This window comes from Nocardioides marinus (assembly GCF_013408145.1).
Taxonomy (GTDB): domain Bacteria; phylum Actinomycetota; class Actinomycetes; order Propionibacteriales; family Nocardioidaceae; genus Nocardioides; species Nocardioides marinus.
In genome coordinates this window covers 3,806,428-3,824,239 of record NZ_JACBZI010000001.1, presented here as the reverse complement: position 1 = coordinate 3,824,239, position 17,812 = coordinate 3,806,428, and the positions used below count along the sequence as shown (strand labels likewise).

At 73.2% G+C, this 17,812-nt stretch carries 18 protein-coding genes; 9 read left to right on the top strand and 9 right to left on the bottom strand.

Annotation, left to right across the window (positions count from 1 at the left end; all coding sequences use genetic code 11):
- Nucleotides 1-372 precede the first annotated feature (372 nt).
- The 8 genes from rpmH (at nucleotide 373) to BKA05_RS17905 (ending at nucleotide 5,574) form a co-directional block, all read left to right on the top strand.
- Complete coding sequence (rpmH, locus tag BKA05_RS17940) at nucleotides 373-510, top strand: 50S ribosomal protein L34 (protein ID WP_179532650.1); 138 nt, start codon at nucleotides 373-375, stop codon at nucleotides 508-510.
- Nucleotides 511-534: 24 nt separating this feature from the next.
- Nucleotides 535-876 carry a ribonuclease P protein component gene (gene rnpA, locus BKA05_RS17935; RefSeq protein ID WP_179532649.1) on the top strand — a complete coding sequence of 114 codons (342 nt, stop codon included), beginning with the start codon at nucleotides 535-537 and terminating at the stop codon, nucleotides 874-876.
- Nucleotides 873-1,166 carry a membrane protein insertion efficiency factor YidD gene (gene yidD, locus BKA05_RS17930; RefSeq protein ID WP_179532648.1) on the top strand — a complete coding sequence of 98 codons (294 nt, stop codon included), beginning with the start codon at nucleotides 873-875 and terminating at the stop codon, nucleotides 1,164-1,166. Before rnpA ends, yidD begins: the two co-directional genes overlap by 4 nt.
- Before the next feature lie 3 nt (nucleotides 1,167-1,169).
- Complete coding sequence (gene yidC / locus BKA05_RS17925; protein WP_179532647.1) at nucleotides 1,170-2,174, top strand: membrane protein insertase YidC; 1,005 nt, start codon at nucleotides 1,170-1,172, stop codon at nucleotides 2,172-2,174.
- Nucleotides 2,171-2,704 carry a Jag family protein gene (locus tag BKA05_RS17920; protein ID WP_179532646.1) on the top strand — a complete coding sequence of 178 codons (534 nt, stop codon included), beginning with the start codon at nucleotides 2,171-2,173 and terminating at the stop codon, nucleotides 2,702-2,704. The genes yidC and BKA05_RS17920 overlap by 4 nt, the downstream gene beginning before the upstream one ends.
- Before the next feature lie 61 nt (nucleotides 2,705-2,765).
- Nucleotides 2,766-3,461 (top strand): 16S rRNA (guanine(527)-N(7))-methyltransferase RsmG, encoded by a 696-nt coding sequence (gene rsmG / locus BKA05_RS17915; protein WP_343045743.1) that lies wholly within the window; start codon nucleotides 2,766-2,768, stop codon nucleotides 3,459-3,461.
- 170 nt (nucleotides 3,462-3,631) lie between these two features.
- Nucleotides 3,632-4,570, top strand: coding sequence for a ParA family protein (locus tag BKA05_RS17910; protein ID WP_343045742.1), 939 nt, complete (start codon nucleotides 3,632-3,634; stop codon nucleotides 4,568-4,570).
- A complete protein-coding gene (locus tag BKA05_RS17905; RefSeq protein WP_179532645.1) occupies nucleotides 4,567-5,574 on the top strand; it encodes a ParB/RepB/Spo0J family partition protein in 1,008 nt (335 codons plus the stop codon). Before BKA05_RS17910 ends, BKA05_RS17905 begins: the two co-directional genes overlap by 4 nt.
- A 67-nt stretch (nucleotides 5,575-5,641) precedes the next feature.
- Here BKA05_RS17905 and BKA05_RS17900 read toward each other — a convergent pair whose 3' ends face one another.
- Both BKA05_RS17900 and BKA05_RS17895 read right to left on the bottom strand, forming a co-directional pair.
- Nucleotides 5,642-6,406 carry a 1-acyl-sn-glycerol-3-phosphate acyltransferase gene (locus tag BKA05_RS17900; protein ID WP_179532644.1) on the bottom strand — a complete coding sequence of 255 codons (765 nt, stop codon included), beginning with the start codon at nucleotides 6,404-6,406 and terminating at the stop codon, nucleotides 5,642-5,644.
- A 52-nt stretch (nucleotides 6,407-6,458) separates the two neighbouring features.
- Nucleotides 6,459-7,784 carry an aminotransferase-like domain-containing protein gene (locus BKA05_RS17895; protein WP_179532643.1) on the bottom strand — a complete coding sequence of 442 codons (1,326 nt, stop codon included), beginning with the start codon at nucleotides 7,782-7,784 and terminating at the stop codon, nucleotides 6,459-6,461.
- A 114-nt stretch (nucleotides 7,785-7,898) separates the two neighbouring features.
- Here BKA05_RS17895 and BKA05_RS17890 point away from each other — a divergent pair, with 114 nt between their 5' ends.
- Nucleotides 7,899-8,570, top strand: coding sequence for a GNAT family N-acetyltransferase (locus BKA05_RS17890; protein ID WP_179532642.1), 672 nt, complete (start codon nucleotides 7,899-7,901; stop codon nucleotides 8,568-8,570).
- A gap of 108 nt (nucleotides 8,571-8,678) precedes the next feature.
- On the opposite strand, the gene trxA is transcribed toward BKA05_RS17890, so the two are convergent.
- From trxA to BKA05_RS20425, 7 genes are all read right to left on the bottom strand, one after another.
- Nucleotides 8,679-9,005, bottom strand: a complete 327-nt coding sequence (gene trxA, locus BKA05_RS17885) for a thioredoxin (protein WP_292605097.1) — start codon at nucleotides 9,003-9,005, stop codon at nucleotides 8,679-8,681.
- Between the two features lie 105 nt (nucleotides 9,006-9,110).
- Nucleotides 9,111-10,100: a thioredoxin-disulfide reductase gene (gene trxB / locus BKA05_RS17880; protein ID WP_179532641.1), complete on the bottom strand. Its 990-nt coding sequence runs from the start codon at nucleotides 10,098-10,100 to the stop codon at nucleotides 9,111-9,113.
- Nucleotides 10,101-10,269: 169 nt separating this feature from the next.
- Complete coding sequence (locus tag BKA05_RS17875; RefSeq protein WP_179532640.1) at nucleotides 10,270-11,091, bottom strand: hypothetical protein; 822 nt, start codon at nucleotides 11,089-11,091, stop codon at nucleotides 10,270-10,272.
- A gap of 41 nt (nucleotides 11,092-11,132) precedes the next feature.
- On the bottom strand, nucleotides 11,133-11,849 hold the full coding sequence (gene sigM, locus BKA05_RS17870) for an RNA polymerase sigma factor SigM (RefSeq protein WP_179532639.1): 717 nt from the start codon (nucleotides 11,847-11,849) through the stop codon (nucleotides 11,133-11,135).
- Nucleotides 11,846-13,717, bottom strand: coding sequence for a protein kinase family protein (locus BKA05_RS17865; RefSeq protein WP_179532638.1), 1,872 nt, complete (start codon nucleotides 13,715-13,717; stop codon nucleotides 11,846-11,848). The genes sigM and BKA05_RS17865 overlap by 4 nt, the downstream gene beginning before the upstream one ends.
- A gap of 110 nt (nucleotides 13,718-13,827) precedes the next feature.
- Nucleotides 13,828-15,486 (bottom strand): murein biosynthesis integral membrane protein MurJ, encoded by a 1,659-nt coding sequence (gene murJ / locus BKA05_RS17860; protein WP_179532637.1) that lies wholly within the window; start codon nucleotides 15,484-15,486, stop codon nucleotides 13,828-13,830.
- The gene (locus tag BKA05_RS20425) at nucleotides 15,483-17,774 is read right to left on the bottom strand and encodes a DUF6049 family protein (protein WP_179532636.1); all 2,292 of its coding nucleotides are present in this window, start codon (nucleotides 17,772-17,774) and stop codon (nucleotides 15,483-15,485) included. Before BKA05_RS20425 ends, murJ begins: the two co-directional genes overlap by 4 nt.
- Nucleotides 17,775-17,812 lie beyond the last annotated feature (38 nt).

Genomic DNA, 17,812 nt, shown 5'->3' with positions numbered 1-17,812 from the left:
TGGGCCCGTGGACGGGAACCTCGGTGCCGAGGAACCTAACCCGGCACCCCGGGGGGCGCAACCGGTTCTCCACAGGGTCTGTGGATGGAGCTGGGGTGGGGGTCGCGAGGGTTTGACCCTCTGCTCCGCGCCCGCGTACCGTTGGCCGGTCATCCGAGGTGATCTGAGTGTCGACGGGTGCCGCATGTCCATGACCGGATCGAGCCCCACCAGGCTCGCCGGCGTGGGTGGGCGGTGCCGGCCGAAGGTCGCGTACCGGTGGTGCCTGACAGGTGCCCCGGTCGGCACAGCCGAACGCCCGGGTGGCCGACTCGCCACCCCGGTGGGTCGGACCCACACGTCCAGCGATTCTCCACTCGAAAGAGAGCCGTCGTGAGCAAGCGCACGTACCAGCCCAACAACCGTCGCCGTCACAAGGTGCACGGCTTCCGTCTCCGGATGCGCACCCGCGCCGGGCGCGCGATCCTCAGCCAGCGGCGCCGCAAGGGCCGCAAGAGCATCGCGGTCTGACACGGCCTCCCTCCGCGCGGTCCGGTGCTCCCCACCGAGCACAGACTCGCCGACGGTGAGCTGTTCCGCCTCGCGTCCCGTCGTGGTGCGCGGTGCGGGTCGTCGACCGTCGTGGCGCACCTGCTGCTCCGTGAGGGGCAGGGTCCCCCGACGGTCGGCTTCGTCGTCAGCCGCGCGGTGGGCAACGCCGTGGTCCGCAACCGCGTGAAGCGCCGTCTCCGTCACCTGGCCCGGGAGCACGTCTCGTCGCTCCCGGGCTCTTGCGTGCTCGTGGTGCGTGCGCTGCCCGCTGCCGGCTCGGCGCCGCAGCGGGTGCTGGCCGAGGACCTGTCCCACTGCCTGGGCCGGTTGACGGTGCGCGGATGAGGGACCCGCTCCGACTGCTGTTGATCGGCCTGCTGCGGGGCTATCGGTTGCTGATCAGCCCGCTGTACGGCCAGGTGTGCCGCTACCACCCGAGCTGTTCTGCCTACGCCCTGGAGGCGGTGACGGTGCACGGCAGCCTGCGCGGCACCTGGTTGGCAGGTCGGCGTGTGACACGGTGCCACCCGTGGGCGGCCGGGGGCTACGACCCGGTGCCCGCCGCGCGCGATGCGCGATCCGCCCGTCCCCGGCCCTCGGGGTCCGCCCGCTCCCATCCGACGCAAGGAGTCTGACCGGTGGGTTTCATCGGAGATATCTTCGGCTTCATCGCCACCCCGCTCTACTACGCCATCTCCGGCGTGCTGATCGCGTGGCACAAGCTCTTCACGGCCCTGGGTCTGGACCCGACGGGCGGTGCCTCCTGGGCGCTGTCGATCATCGGCCTGACGCTGGTGATCCGGGCCGCGCTGATCCCGCTGTTCGTGCGGCAGATCAAGGCCAGCCGGAACATGCAGCTGATCCAGCCGAAGGTCAAGGAGCTGCAGAAGAAGTACGGCCACGACCGGGAGCGTCTCGCGCAGGAGACGATGAAGCTCTACAAGGACTCGGGCACCAACCCGTTCGCGTCGTGCCTGCCGATCCTGCTGCAGATGCCGATCTTCTTCACCCTCTTCCACCTCCTCAACGAGGCGGCGCGCAAGGAGGAGGGCAAGGGATTCCTCACTGACGCCCTGGCCCAGGACTTCGGCGAGTCCAAGATCTTCGGCAAGGTCCCCCTGGCCGAGAGCTTCTGGGGCGCGGGCGTGTGGCGCGAGGGCGGCGGCGACGGCGGGGTCATGGTGCTGGCCCTGATCCTGGTGCTGGCGATGACGGCCACCACCTTCTTCACCCAGCGCCAGCTGATGAGCAAGAACATGCCGGCGGACGCGCTGAGCGGGCCCTACGCCCAGCAGCAGAAGCTCCTGCTCTACGTCCTGCCGGTGGCGTTCGGCCTCGGTGGCGTCGCGTTCCCGATCGGGGTGCTGCTCTACTGGACGACCTCGAACCTGTGGACGATGGGCCAGCAGTTCTACGTCATCCGCAACAACCCGGCGCCGGGTACGCCCGCCTTCAAGGCCAAGCAGGACCGCGACCGCGCCAAGGCCGCCAAGCGCGGCTCCGTGCTGGAGGTCGAGGAGACTCCCGTGCCGGAGGTCGAGCAGCGTCGGCCCGCCACCCGCCAGCAGCCGCAGCGCCAGTCGCGTGCGTCTCGCAAGAAGCCCCAGACCCAGAAGAACCAGAAGAAGGGAGGCGGCTCGTGAGCGAGTCGACCCAGACCCCCGAGGCCGAGGTCTCGGAGACTGACGAGGCACCCGCGGCGACCGCGGGCTCGCGTGTGCAGGCCCTCGAGAACGAGGGTGAGATCGCTGCCGACTACCTCGAGGAGCTCCTCGACATCGCCGACCTCGACGGCGACCTGGACATGGACGTGGAGGGTGACCGGGCGGCGGTCTCGATCGTGGGCGCAGAGCTCTCCCAGCTCGTCGGTCGCGACGGTGAGGTCCTGGAGGCGCTCCAGGAGCTGACGCGGCTGGCCGTCTACCGCGAGACCGGTGAGCGCTCGCGGCTGATGCTCGACATCTCCGGTTTCCGTGCCGACCGGCGCGCGGAGCTGGAGGAGATCGCCGGTACGGCGGTCGCGCAGTGCCGGGAGTCCGGTGAGCGGGTGTCCCTCGAGCCGATGTCGCCGTTCGAGCGCAAGGTGGTCCACGACGCCGTGGCCGCTGCCGGTCTGGTCTCGGAGTCCGAGGGCGTCGAGCCCCGTCGCTTCGTGGTGATCCTCCCTGAGTGACCAGGGCCCCGTTTCACGTGAAACACCCCCCACGCCGTCCGCGGCGCGGGGGGTTTTCCCTGTGGAGCGGGTGGCGCTGGCGGAGCGCTACGTCGCCTGGCTGGCCGATGCGGGCACGGTCCGGGGGCTGATCGGACCTCGGGAGGTGCCGCGTCTGTGGGAGCGGCACGTGCTGAACTCCGCAGTGGTGCAGGAGTGGATCCCCGAGGGGGCCCGCGTGGCCGATGTCGGGAGCGGAGCCGGCCTGCCGGGGATCCCCCTGGCGCTGGCTCGACCGGATCTCGCGGTCACGCTGATCGAGCCCCTGCTGCGGCGGGTGACCTTCCTCGAGGAGGTGGTGGCCGACCTGGGCCTCCCCATCGAGGTGGTGCGGGGGCGTGCCGATGAGCTGCACGGGTCGCGGTCGTTCGACGTCGTGACCTCCCGCGCGGTCGCTCCCCTGGACCGGCTCGCCTCCTGGTGCCTGCCCCTTGTGGGGGCCGGCGGCGCGATGGTCGCGCTCAAGGGTTCCAGCGTGCAGGAGGAGATCGAGGAGCACCAGGCGACCCTCACCCGACACGGTGCTGGTGCAGCGGTGGCCCGGGCGCTGGGCGAGGAGGTGCTGGAACGTCCCACCTGGGCGGTCCGGGTGGCCTGGGCGGACGAGCCGCGGGTATCTTGGCGTCCTGCCCGAGGCTCGCAGAAGCGAAGAGGGCCACGATCTGTCGGGGGACGCGCGGGTTCGCAGCGTTCGGGGCGTAGGAAGGGCACACGATGAGCATGGGTTCCCCAGCTCGGAACACCGAGGGCGGAACGTCCGGTCAGGAGTTTTCCACCGGCGATCCCACGCTCACAACGCCGGTTTCTCCACAGAGTGGGGACAGTTCTCCACAAGCTGCTGTTTCACGTGAAACCGACGCGACGCAGCCGCCGGCTCGCCCGTTCGCGGTGCGAACCGCCGCGGAGATGGCCGAGTTCGAGCCCGAGGTCGCCGACGACATGACGCCCCTGGCTCGGGCCACCGAGTTCAGCCTCTCGATGCGTGAGGGTGCCTCTCGACGCCCGCCGGCCCCCCGCCCGCGTGCCACCAGGGTGTTCGTCGTGGCGAACCAGAAGGGTGGCGTGGGCAAGACGACCTCGACGGTCAACATCGCCGCGGGGCTCTCCTCACTGGGCCAGCGGGTGCTGGTCATCGACCTCGACCCGCAGGGCAATGCGTCGACCGCGTTGAACGTCGAGCACCGACGTGGCGTGCCGTCGACCTACGACGCCCTCGTCGACGGAGTGGTCCTCGATGACGTCATCACCGCGTGCCCGGACCTGAAGAACCTGTGGGTCGTGCCCGCCACCATCGACCTGGCCGGCGCCGAGATCGAGCTGGTCTCCGTGGTGGCGCGAGAGGGACGGCTGCGCAAGGCGATCCACGGCCACCCCTGGGTGGGCGACGCGGAGTCGGCAGGGGAGGAGCGGTTCGACTACGTCCTGATCGACTGCCCGCCCTCGCTGGGTCTGCTGACGTTGAACGCGCTGGTGGCGGGCGAGGAGATGCTGATCCCCATCCAGGCCGAGTACTACGCCCTGGAGGGCCTGGGTCAGCTGCTGGAGACCGTGGACATGGTGCGTGCCCACCTCAATCCGACGCTGGCGGTGTCGACCATCCTGCTGACGATGTACGACGCGCGCACCCGCCTGGCCGCAGGCGTCGCGGAGGAGGTCCGTGAGCACTTCGGGGACCAGGTGCTGCGCACCGCCATCCCGCGCTCGGTCCGGGTCTCCGAGGCGCCGTCCTACGCCCAGACCGTGATGACCTACGACCCCGGATCCCCGGGCGCGCTGTCCTACCTCGAGGCCGCTCGTGAGATCGCCAGCCGAGGAGTGAGCCTGTGAACGCCCGACCCCCTCAGCGTCGAGGTCTCGGCCGTGGCCTCGGGTCCCTGATCCCCACCGCACCGGCTGAGACAGAGGACGCGCCGGCCTCGGCCCAGGGCTCCGCTGCCGGCGGGGAGGACGCCCCGGCGCCGCCCGCCACCCCCGCCCCGGGCACCGCACCCGGCGGCCCCGACCTGACCCCGGTGGACGGCGCCTGGTTCGCCGAGGTCCCGATCGACCAGATCGTGCCGAACGCCGTGCAGCCGCGCCACGTCTTCGACGAGGACGCGATGGCCGAGTTGGTGCACTCGATCCGCGAGGTGGGCCTGCTGCAGCCGGTCGTCGTGCGGCGTACGGGGCCGGAGTCCTACGAGCTGGTCATGGGCGAGCGGCGCTGGCGCGCCTCGCAGCAAGCGGGTCTCACCGAGATCCCCGCGATCGTGCGCCAGACCGAGGACACCGACATGCTCCGGGACGCGCTCCTGGAGAACCTGCACCGCTCCCAGCTCAACCCGCTGGAGGAGGCCTCGGCCTACGCCCAGCTGCTCGAGGACTTCGGCTGCACGCACGAGGAGCTGGCCCAGCGGATCGGTCGATCCCGGCCCCAGATCTCCAACACCCTGCGACTGCTGCGGCTCAGCCCCGCGGTGCAGCGGCGCGTCGCCGCCGGCGTCCTGTCCGCCGGGCACGCCCGGTCCCTGCTGGGGGTCGAGAACCCCGACCTGCAGGACCGGCTCGCGGCCCGCGTGGTCGCCGAGGGGATCAGCGTCCGCGGCCTGGAGGAGATCGTCGCCGTCGGGGACCACGGGGAGGGCGAGGGCCCCCGGGTCCCACGCCGCAAGCCGTCGGCCCCGGGGCTCGCGGAGATCGCGGACCGGCTCTCGGACCGACTGGAGACCAGGGTCAAGGTGGACCTGGGCAAGAGCAAGGGCAAGATCACCGTGGAGTTCGCCTCGCTGGAGGACCTGCGACGGATCATCGACGTGATCGACCCGCGCAACCGGAACGACCGCCCGATATGACCAGCCGACGGAAATAAGTCTGTAGAGCAATAAGTCGACAAAGCGTTAGATCGCTTTATCGCTCAGCTCACCTCTGCTGCCGGGCCCGCTTCGCCTCGGCGCGGCGCACCTTCTCCTCGGCATCGAGTCGCTCTGCCTCCTCGGGCGTGGGTGCCCCGCCTCCGAACCGGGCCGGCAGCCACCAGGAGCCGGGCGGCTGCTCGTCGACCGGGTAGGCGGCGATCGTCTCCTCCAGCAGGCGATCCATGCGCCCGCGCAGCTCGGCGGTCTCGGCCACAGGGTCCTGCGCGGTCGGGTGCATCGCCTCCCCGACCCGGATCGCGATGGTCTTGCCGCGCGAGAAGTCCTTGGGGTGGTCCTTGGTCAGGATCCGCTGGGTCCCCCACAAGATCACGGGCACGAGCGGCACCCCGGCCTCGGCGGCGATGCGCACGGCACCGGTCTTGAGCTCCTTGAGCTCCATGGAGCGCGAGATCGTGGCCTCGGGGAAGATGCCGACCGCCTCACCGCGACGCAGGTAGTCCACCGCGGTGTGGAAGGAGGCCAGTCCCTCGCCACGATCCACCTCGATGTGGTGCATGGATCGCATCACCGGCCCGGAGATCTTGTGGTCGAAGATCTCGCGCTTGGCCATGAACCGCACCTTGCGACCCGACGGGTTGGCGGCCAGCCCCCCGTAGATGAAGTCGAGGTAGCCCACGTGGTTGACCGCGAGGAGCACACCCCCGCGTCGCGGGACGTGCTCGGTGCCCGTCAGGTCGAAGCGTTGCCCCAGCAGCCGGAAGCCGGCCTTGGCGGTGAGGATGATCGGGGGATAGGTCAGGTCCAGCACGGGCCGATCCTGCCACGCCCCGAGGCCGGGGAGCGCTGCCGCCGAGGGTTGGTCAGTTGACGTCGGTGCCGGGGGCGTCGTACCCCGGCGGCAGGCCCCGGTCGACGTCGTCCCGGTCGAGGCTGGCCCCGAAGGTCGCCCGCAGCTCGATCTCGTCCTCGAGCACGCCGGCCAGGCGGCGTACGCCCTCGCGGATACGCTCGGCGGTGGGGTAGCAGAACGAAAGCCGCATGGCCCCGGAGCCGTAGCCGTCGGCGAAGAAGGCGGTGCCGGGGACGTAGGCCACCCGGGCGGTCACCGCACGCGGCAGCATCGCCTTGGCGTCGATGCCGGGCGGCAGGGTCAGCCACACGTAGAAGCCGCCGTCGGGGACGTTCCAGCTGCAGCCGGCGGGCATCAGGTCCTCGAGGGCGCCGACCATCGCGTCGCGACGCTCGCGGTACATCTCCCGGAACTGCTTGATCTGGCCCTGCCAGTCGTGGGTGGCGAGATAGGCCGAGACGGCCATCTGCGAGAACTGCGGCGGGCACAGCGTGGCCGACTCCTGGGCCAGCACCAGCTTCTCGCGCACGGGGTGCGGGGCCAGGGCCCAGCCGACCCGGAAACCGGGCGCGAAGGTCTTGGAGAAGGAGCCGAGGTAGATCACGTTGTCGGCCTCGTCGGCGCGCATCGCCCGCAGCGGCTCCCGGTCGAAGCCCAGCAGGCCGTAGGGGTTGTCCTCCAGGACGAGGACGCCCTCGCGGCGACAGATCTCCAGGACCCGCTGGCGACGCTCCGCCGACATCGTGACGCCGGCGGGGTTGTGGAAGTTGGGGATCGTGTAGAGGAACTTGATCGTGCGCCCGGCGCGCTTGACCGCTGCGATGGCCTGCTCGAGCGCCTCCGGCACCAGGCCGTGGGCGTCCATCTCGGCGTGCACGACCTCGGCCTGGTAGGCACGGAAGACACCCAGCGCCCCGACGTACGACGGCGCCTCGCAGATGACGACGTCGCCGGGGTCGCAGAAGATCCGGGTCACGAGGTCCACGGCCTGCTGGGAGCCGACGGTCACGACCACGTCGTCGGGGTGCGCCTCGATGCCCTCCAGGCGCATCACCTCGGTGATCTGCTCGCGCAGCTCGGGCACGCCCTGGCCGGAGCCGTACTGCATGGCCACCGGTCCGTGCTCGAGGACCAGCTGGTTGATGGCGCCGCCCACCACGTCGAGCGGCAACCCGCTGATGTTGGGCATGCCGCCGGCGAGCGAGACGACCTCGGGACGCGAGGCCACGGCGAACAGCGCTCGGATCTCCGAGGCCGTCATCCCTGCGGTGCGGGCGGCATACCGGTCGACGAAGGAGTCGAGGCTGGCGTGCGTGCGCGCGGGCGTGCTGTCCATGATCCCCCTAGCATGAACGATGAGTTCGTCGTACGCACGCGCGGGTCGAGACGTGGGCGGGTCGATCCACGACCCCGCCCCCGGCGCCCTGGGCGGGCGGGGAGGAGGGACAGCGTGGCCCGGCGCATCCAGCCGCTCACCCTCGACCTGCTCGAGCGCCTCCAGCAGCAGGACTGCCCGTGCCGGGGCTGCCTGACCTGGGCGCTGGACCCGGTGCACCGTGCCCGCGTCGGCGCCACCGCGGAACGGCGCGAGGAGGCCAAGGACGCCTGGGTCTCCGAGCTGCTGCGGGAGTGGGGTTCCTGCGGCCGGGTGCTGGTCGTCGACCAGGTGCCGCTCGCGGCCGTCCTCTACGCCCCTCCGGCGCTGGTGCCCGGCGCCGGCTCCGTGCCGACCGCGCCCGCCTCACCCGACGCGGTCCTGGTCACCGACATCTGGGTGCACCCGCGGCACCGCCGACGGGGCCTGGGACGGGTGCTGGTGCAGGCCACGGCGCGGGACCTGGTGGTCCGGGGCGGCATCCGCGCCGTGGAGGCGTTCGCCGCCGCGGGTCCGGGCGCCCCCGCGTGCACGGCGCCGGTCGACTTCTGGCTGCGCACCGGGTTCCGCACCCATCGTGGGCATCCCGTCGTCCCGAGGGTCCGCATGGACCTGCGCAGCACCGTCAGCTGGGTCGAGGAGGTCGAGGCTGCGCTGGAGCGGCTGGTCGGCGTCGTACGCCCGGGTCCAGTGCCGGCTCCGGAAGCACTGGTCCCCGCCGTCCGGGGGGACGACGGGGACCAGTGACCTGCTGTTGCCATCAGCGACCGGGTCTCGACACGCGGGTCGCGACGTCGTTCCTCAGTCGCGCCGCTCGCTCGACCACCGATCGAGGAGTCCGCTGGCGCGTCCGCCTCAGGCCGTGAAGTCGCTGAGCTCGTTGAGGAGCGTGGCCTTCGGGCGGGCGCCGACGATCGACTTCACGACCTCGCCGCCCTGGTAGACGTTGATCGTGGGGATGCCGGTGACCCGGTAGGAGGCCGGGGTGACGGGGTTCTCGTCGACGTTCATCTTCAAGAACGTGACCTTGTCACCATGGGTGGCGGCGATCTCCTCGAGGATCGGGGCGACCTGGCGGCACGGGCCGCACCACTCGGCCCAGAAGTCCACGAGGACGGGCTTGTCGGACTTGAGCACCTGCGCCTCGAACTCGGCGTCGGTGACCGCGGAGATGTTGCCCACGACAGGGGCTCCCTTCGTCTGGGATCGGTGATTGCTGCTGTGGTCAGTGAACACCGAGGCGCCGGGGGATGTTCCCCGACGCCCGGCGAACGGCGGGCGGACCGCTCAGGCGCCGACCTCGGCCTGGGCGCGCTCGTGCGCCTGCTCCGGGGACGACGTCACGTGCTCGAGCTCGGCCAGGTAGCGCTCGGCGTCCAGGGCCGCGGCACAGCCGGTGCCGGCGGCGGTGATGGCCTGGCGGTAGTGGTGGTCGACCAGGTCGCCGGCCGCGAAGACACCGGGCAGGTTGGTCGCGGTGGAGGGGTGGTTGACCAGCACGTAGCCGTCGTCGTCGAGGTCGACCTGCCCGGCCAACAGCTCCGAGCGCGGGTCGTGGCCGATGGCGATGAACAGGCCGGTGGCCTCCAGGTCGGAGCGCTCGCCGGTGACGGTGTCCTCGAGGACGACCTTCTCCAGACGGTCCTCCCCGACGATCTCGGCCACCTTGGAGTTCCAGATGATCTCGAGCTTGGGGTCGGCGAAGGCGCGCTCCTGCATGATCTTGGAGGCGCGCAGCTCGTCGCGCCGCACGATCATCGAGACCTTCGAGCCGAAGCGGGTGAGGAACGTCGCCTCCTCGACCGCCGAGTCCCCGCCGCCGACCACGGCGATGTGCTGGTCGCGGAAGAAGAAGCCGTCGCAGGTCGCGCACCAGGAGACACCGCGGCCCGAGAGGGCGTCCTCGCGGGGCAGGTCGAGCTTGCGGTAGCCCGAGCCCGTCGCCAGGATCACCGACCGGGCACGGAACTCACCGGTCGCCGTGCGCACGACCTTGACCTCGCCGGAGAGCTCGACCTCGACGACGTCGTCGGAGACCAGCTCGGCGCCGAAGCGCTCGGCCTGGGCGCGCATCTCGTCCATCAGGGCGGGGCCCATGATGCCGTCGCGGAAGCCCGGGAAGTTCTCGACCTCGGTGGTGTTCATCAGCGCCCCACCGGCGGTCACGGACCCCTCGAAGACCAGCGGCTCGAGGCTGGCGCGGGCGGCGTAGACGGCGGCGGTGTACCCGGACGGGCCGGATCCGATGATGATCACGTTGCGGATGCTGTCGGACATGGGTGTCCTGATCTCCTCGCCTCGGTGGCAGACGGTGGGCGACCGGTCGGCCGCACGGGGGTTGAACCGATCGTAGGCGAGGGGCATTCCGCGCCAGCCCGGAGTGCGGGACGGCTCACCCCACGTTCACCGGTCGGCTACCGGGGCGACGGGCCCCGCCGCCGGTGCGTCACCGGCCGGGGAGGGTGACCGAGCGCAGGATCTCGCCGGTGCCGCACTGGACCAGGTCGGCGACCTGGGCGTCGCCGGTGGCGGGTCGGAACACCAGCACGGCCGGGGAGCGCTCGTAGAGGACGGCCACCGGGGTGCCGGGACCCCAGTCGGCCGGCGCGCAGCCCTGCCAGGCCCGCTGGACCTTGGGCGCGGCGCGGCGCAGCGAGGAGGTGAGGCCGTCACGCGCCTTCGCCGAGCCGCCCAGCACCTGGCGCTGGATCCGGGCGGCGGCGCGGGTGAAGCGCTCCTCGCGCACGTCGGCCAGGCGGCCGCGCAGCACCACGAGGTCGGCCAGGCCGGCATCGAACTCCGTGACCGACCCGTCGGTGCTGAGCTCGGCTCCCGCCGCGTAGTCCTGCATCAGCTCGGAGGCGGACTCCTCGCCGCCGGCGGCGTCGAGGTCGTCACCGGAGGCCCGGCCCTCGGTGCGGTCCGCGGTCTCTGGCTCCTCCTCCACGGCGGACGCGTCGCCCCCGGCCGTGAGGGACTCCCCGCCGCCGGGGCTGCCCACGACCTGCTCGATCCCCACGCCCACGACGACGACCGCGGCCGCGGCCGCGAGCAGCGCGGCGGCCGTGCGACGCCGGCGCGCGGCCAGTGCGTAGACCTCGGCCTTGCGGGCCCGGGGGCCGGTGAGCTCGGGGTCCCCGGCCTCCAGCCGGGCCAGGACGTCGTCGAGCCGGGCGGCCACGTCCTCGGGGACCTGCTCGTCGTGGCGCGAGCGCGCGAGCAGCCGACGCAGGCGCGCCTCCTGCTCGGGGCTCAGGTGCTGTGCCACGACGGTTCCTTCCGGTCTGGGTGCTGGTGCGGGGTGCTGCCTCAGGGCTGCGGGGCGGGTGGCCCGCGGGCGTCCGTGGGTCCGACGTCCGGCTCCGGTGAGGGGTTCCGTCGCGCGAGGTGTCCCCGCTCACCCGCCTCCAGGTCGGCCAGCAGCGGGGCCAGCACGGTCGCCAGACGGGCGCGTCCGCGCGAGCACCGCGACTTCACGGTCCCGACGGCGCAGCCCAGGACGGCCGCGGCCTCGGCGACGGGGTAGCCCTCCATGTCGACCAGCACGAGCGCGGCCCGCTGGTCGGCGGGCAGGGTCGCCAGGGCGCCCAGCACCAGCCGCCGCTCGTCGGCACGGACCGCGGCGGCGTCGGGCTGCTCCGGGGAGCGGCCCTCCACCGGGCTGGCCGACCTGGCGCCGTACTCCTCGAGGTCCTCGGGCAGGGGCTGGGCCCGGCGCACGCGAGCGGCACGCAGGCGGTCGAGGCAGGCGTTGACCACGATGCGGTGCAGCCACGTGGTCACCGCGGCGTCGCCGCGGTAGGAGGCGGCACGACGGTACGCCGCGATCATGCCGTCCTGGAGCCCGTCGGCGGCGTCCTCGGGGTTGCCGGTCGTGCGCAGCGCCACCGCCCAGAGCCGGTCGCGGTGGCGACGGAAGAGTTCGGCGAACGCGCCGTCGTGCCCGTCGACGTGCGCGGCGAGGAGGTCCCGGTCCTCCTGCTCGGTCCAGTCCGTGGGGGCCAGCGGCCCGGTCGAGGTGCTCATCCGCGCGGGACCACCTCGGCCACCTCGGCACGGAAGCCGTCCGACACCGCCGGGAGCGAGGTGATCCAGACGACGAGGTAGCGGCCCTCGGCCGGCTCCTCCAGCGAGACCTGCTCCTGGTCGCCGGCCGAGACGGTCGCGGCCGGCGACAGCCCCTCCTCGGCGGGTACGCCGGTGGGCGGCTCGTCGACGACGTAGAGCTCGAGGTCCGTGGGCGAACCGACCAGGCGCAGCGCCACCTCGGCGACCTCGCGGGTCTCACCGAGGTCGAGGACCAGGCCGACCCCGTCCTTGAGGCCACCGGGCCCGAAGTCCTGCTTGTAGGTGGAGGTGCGCCACGTCGTGCTCGGGTCGCCGTCGACGACGAGCCCGGTGAGTTCGGGGTACTCCCCACCGTCGGAGCCCTGGGGGTCCAGGTCGGTGACCGAGGCGACCTCCAGGGGCCCGGTGGTGGCCTGCGCGCTGGCGGTGTCCGAGGGCGACTCGTCCTCGGGGACGGTGCCGAGCGGGGTGCGACCGCGACCGAGGTTGAAGGCGACGGTCACCGCGACCACGACCACGAGCGTCGCGAGCAGGATGGCGGCGACCCGGAAGGAGCTGCGCCCGGGCACCTCCTCCTCGACGACCGGGCCGGTGCCCGTCGGCCACCCCGTGTCGACCCAGCCGGCACCCGCGCCGCCGGTGCGGGCACCGGCCTCGGTGTCCCAGGGCCAGTACTGCTGGGAGTCCCGCCCGGGATGGGGGTGCCGGGCGCGGCGGACGGGCGCGCCCTCGGGTGGGTCGGGCGCGAAGAGCGGCCGGGCGGGCGGCTCCTCGAAGGGCGGGGGCGGCGTCGGGGCGCTGCTCTCGCCCTCGGCCACGAGGAAGCCCGGCAGCTCGGCCTGGGTGACCTCCCCGGTGGTCTCCTCGGCCCGCTCGGGGGCCGGCGAGGCGGCCGGCTCCGGCTGGGCCTCGGCGCCCTGGGGCTCGCTCCCGGCGGCGGCGGGGCCCTCGGCGGGTGCGCCGCGCACCAGGTCCTCGGCCTCGCGCACGGTGAACTCGGGGACCTGCGGCAGCACGACCGTCGCGTGGGCACCGCTGACCAGGCGGGAGGTCATCGACTCCTGCAGGCCGCTGGGGTCGCCGACGAACTCCTCCAGCACCGCGCGGAAGGCCTCGGCGGGCATGGCGCCGCAGCCGGGCTGGGGGTTGAGGACCTCGTCGCAGAGCGTGTCGAGGTCGCGGGGGATGCCGGCGCGGACCTGGCGCGGACGCAGCACCCTCCCGTGGTCGGTCGGGGCGGGAGGCACCGCCGAGCTGGAGGGTCCCGCCCACCGCCCGGTGAGCGCGGCGTACAGCAGCCCGGCGAGGTCGGCGACGTCGTCGGCGACCCGCCCGGTGGGGCGTCCGTGCAGCGCCGCGTCGACGCACCAGCCGATCACGCGGACCGCCCCGGAGGTGTCGATGAGGACGTTCTCGGGGTTGAGCCGCCCGTGCGGCACGTCGGCTGCGTGCGCCCGCGCGCAGGCGGCCGCGACCTCGCCGACGACCCAGGCGGCGCGGCGCGGGCTGAGCTCCCCGCCGGCGGCGAGCATGATGTCCAGCGAGGTCCCCGAGCCCCACTCGTTGACGACGTAGCAGAGCTGACCGCTGCGCTCGGCGTCGAGCACCCGCAGGATGTGCGGGTCCAAGATGGTGGCGGAGCGGCGGGCTGCAGCCAGCAGCCCCTCGGCCCGGTCGTCGTCGGCGGCGATGACGTGCAGCGCGACGTGCCGCTCGAGGATCCGGTCGTGGGCGCGCCAGAACCGGCCGTTACCGCTCTCGCTGAGCAGGTCGACCAGGCGGTAGCGGTCCGCGAGGACGTCTCCGGGCCGGATCGAGGCGGGCACGCGGCTCCTCACAGCTGCAGGTCGTGGGGTTCTGGCTGGCTGGGTGGGCACCCCGGACGGGTGCTCCCCTCATCGTAGGGCGGGCGGGCCGAGGAGCGGGGAGGGACCGCTCAGCCGCGTCGCGTGACCAGCGCCAGGACGGCGGTGACCTCGCGGATCCGCAGCACCCGGGCCAGCAGCAGGAACACGACCACGTCGGTCCCGGCCACCGCGGCGACCACCGCCGCCGACCACAGCCGGCCCGGCAGCGGCGGCCCCTCGCCGGCCCAGAGGTCCAACCCGGCGTGCACGCCCCAGGCGAGCGCGGTGGACACGGCGACGACCAGGCCGATCCGGACGCAGAAGCGCAGCAGCTCCCGGCCCTGCAGCCCGCCGACCCGACCCGAGAGCGTGCGGAAGGACAGCACCGCCCCGACGAGGTACGCGGAGCCGTAGGCCACCACCAGGCCGGGCGAGGTCCACGCGGCGTCGGTCCGCGTCACGACCGCCACCGCGACCGCGACGTTGGTGGCCGCGACGGCGCACTGGTTCCAGAAGACGGTGCGGGTCTGCTCCAGGGCGTAGAACCCGCGCAGCACGAGGTAGTGCGCGGTGAACAGCAGTACCGCGGGGCCGAAGAGCGCCAGGGTGGGGACGTAGTTGTCGACGGTGTCCGCCGCCGCGCCGTACCCCAGCAGCAGTCGCGCCAGCTCGGGGGCCAGCAGCGGCAGCAGCGCCGCGAAGGGCACCATCACCGCGAACGAGGTGCGCATCGTGCGCGCGAGGGTGGCGCCCAGCCGGGCCAGGTCGCCCTCGGCGGCCGCGCGGGAGAGGCGCGGCAGGATCGCGGTGGCCAAGGAGACCGTGATCACCGAGTGCGGCACCATCACGATGAGGAAGGCCGAGGAGTAGACGGTGTAGCCGGTGCCCTCGGGGTCGCCGGTCCCGGTGCCGGTCGAGGCCAGCCGCACGACGACGGTGTAGGCCAGCTGGTTGACGACGACGAACAGGACCGTCCACGTCCCCAGCCGCAGCGTGTGGCCGAGCCCGGTGTCACGGAAGTCGAAGCGGGGGCGGTAGCGGAACCCGGCCGCACGCAGGTAGGGCAGCAGGACCAGCAGCTGGACGGCGATGCCCAGCGTGGAGCCCAGGCCGAGCAGGAGCTCCTGGCCGCCGGTGTAGCCCGCGGTGCGCTCGTCGCCGTCGGCCGCCCCGAAGACGACCAGGTAGACGACCAGCGTCGCCACGGAGATGACGTTGTTGGCGATCGGGGCCCACATCATCGGCCCGAAGCTGCCGCGGCTGTTGAGGATCTGCCCGACCAGCACGAACATGCCGTAGAAGAAGACCTGCGGCAGGCACAGCCGCGCGAAGGCCACCGTGGACTCGATCGCGTCCGGCGGCCAGTCGTCGGAGGTGTAGAGGTCCACCACCCAGGGCGCGCCCAGGACCAGGGCGATCGTGACCACGCCGAGGAACAGCGCGGCGAGCGTGACGACCCGGTTCGTGTAGGCCTCCCCACCGTCGGGGTCGTTGCCCATCGCCCGCACCAGCTGCGGCACCAGCACGGCGTTGAAGACGCCGCCGGCCAGGAGGATGTAGAGCATGTTCGGGATCGTGTTGGCGATCGTGAACACGTCGGCGTGGACGAGGTTGCCCAGCGCCGCGGCCAGCAGCACCGAGCGGATGAAGCCCGAGAGCCGGGAGAAGGTGGTGCCGGCCGCCATCACCGCCGAGCTGCTCAGGACCGAGCGTTCCTCGGCCGCCTCACCCGTCGGCGTACCGCTCATGAGGGCGCCCCGGCACGGCGGGCCTCGCGCACCCGGCGGACCAGGCGCAGGCCGATCATGCCGAAGAGCAGCACCGCACCGCTGCCCATGATCAGCCAGATCACCCTGCTCACCTGGGCCGAGCGGATCGGGAGGTCGGCACGGCCACCGAGCGGCACGCCGTCCACGGAGGTGACCAGCAGGGAGACGTTGTGGATGCCCTGTCGCTGGGTCGTGGCCTCCAGCAGCACCCCGACGCGGCCCCCTGCCGGGACCTGGATGGAGTCGGGGACGCCCAGGGTCATCGGCAGGTCGGAGCGGGCGTCGAGCCGCACGGTCACCGGCTCCTCGAGGTCGTTGACGACGGTCGCGGGGAGCCGTCCGCTGGCGCTGGAGAGGGTGACGCCGGTGGGCGTGGTGACGCCGATGCGTGCGAGCAGGTCGCGCACCGAGCGGGTGCCGGAGGTGAGGCTCTCCCGGGCCCGCCGGCGCACCGGCCGGGTGGTGTACGACGCCGCGGCGAACGCCTCCCCGGCCACCACGTCGCCGACGCGGTCGTTGAGCGTCAGCACGTCCTGGAGGACCTCGCCGGCGGCGACCAGGTCGTCGACCGCGGCGACGGCGCCGGCGTCGAGCTCGGAGGCCTGCTGGGAGGCGGGGTAGCGCAGGTCGGTCGGCGCGACCACGGTGGGCTCCACGCCGGACACGGCGTCCTCGACGGTGTCGAGGTCGACCCAGGAGGTGTCGAGCTCGTCGATGACGGCCCCCGGGTCGTCGGGTGCCCAGCCGGGCGGGAGGACCACGACCAGCGGCTGCGGGTCGGGGTCGAGGGTGCGCAGGGCGGCCTCGCTGAGGATGCGTTGCCGCATGGACACCGCGCTGAGCCGGCGCCCGGGGCCCGGGCCGCCCTGGGCGGCACCGGAGGACGAGACGACGACCTCGCGACCGTCGACGGAGACCACGGTGGGGGCGCGGCCGTCGTCGTCGAGCCCGACCTCGAGGTCGGTCATCAGGATCGTCTCGGCGGGGTCGGCGATGCCGATCGCCTGGGCGTCGAGGTAGCCCAGCGGGGAGGACAGCCCCGGGTCGGTCTCGGAACCGACGCGCGGGAGGGTGCCCCCACTGAGCCGGCGGGCCTGGGCGTAGAGCCGGGGATCCTGCTGCGCGGCGCCGGCGACGTCGAGGTCCCCGAAGGGCAGCGCCAGCACCTGCTGGCTACCGCGCACGGCCTCGGCGAGGGAGTCCAGCCACCCCTGCGCCGCCCGGGCGAGCGAGCGCACGGCGGGGTCGAGGTCGTCGGCGTCGACCGGGTCCGGCGCCAGCGATCCGGTGGGGGACGGCGCGGCCGTGGGCCCCACGGACTCGTCGGGAGCCTCGGAGCCGTCGGCACCGGTGGCGGGGTCGGTCGGGGCGTCCGCGCCCGACGACGTCTCGGGGTCGGGCGTCTCGGCGTCGGGGTCAGGAGCGTCCGGGTCGAGCGTGGGGGCCAGGGACCGGCCCGGGTTGCCGGCGGCCAGGTGGGCGGCCGCGACGGTGAGGGCCGGGTCCACCAGCCAGGTGATCGGGGCCCCGTCGGCCTGGGCGCCCATGCTCACCAGCCGGCCCAGGGTGCCGTTGCTGCCGAGCTCCTCGGACCACACGTCGGTCTCCGACAGCGAGCCGTCGCCCGCGTGCAGGATGCGCCGCCGCAGGGGGACCACCAGCGCCACCGGGACCGGTGAGGTCACGTCGGCGCCGTCGGGGCGCCGACCGGCCGAGGACTGCTCGACCAGCGGCAGGAAGGTCCGCGCGCGGCCGTCGGCGACCGAGTCGCGACCCGCGGTGTCCTGACCCAGCGCGTGCACCCCGAACCAGTAGACGCCGCGCGCGCCGACGTCGAGCCGGGAGCGGGCCACCGTGAAGGAGTACGTCGCGCTCTGGCCCGGCTCCAGCCGGTCGATGACGGCGTACGGGCCCGGGCTGGTGACCCGGTCCCCGACGTAGGAGAGCGGGTCGGTGCGTCGCGCCTCGCGCAGCTGGGCCGGCGTGGTCATCGGCTCCCCGCCGACCAGCGGGTAGAGGTTGATGGTCGTCCAGGTCTCGTCGTCGACGTTGGTGACGGTGCCACCGACCTCGATCGTGCCCGAGGTCGGGATCTCCCCCGGCGTGAGCGTCTCGATCGTCACCTCGAGGGGCTCGACCGGCTCGGGCGGGACCGTCGCGCCCACGGACGGCGCGGCCGGCGCCAGCAGGCCGGAGAGCGTGGCCAGGGTCAGGGCCAGCAGCGTCGCCGACGCCCGGAGGGCAGGCGACGACGACCGGGGGACCACGCGGCGAGGATAGTTGCTGCACCGGTGGCACCCGGTCA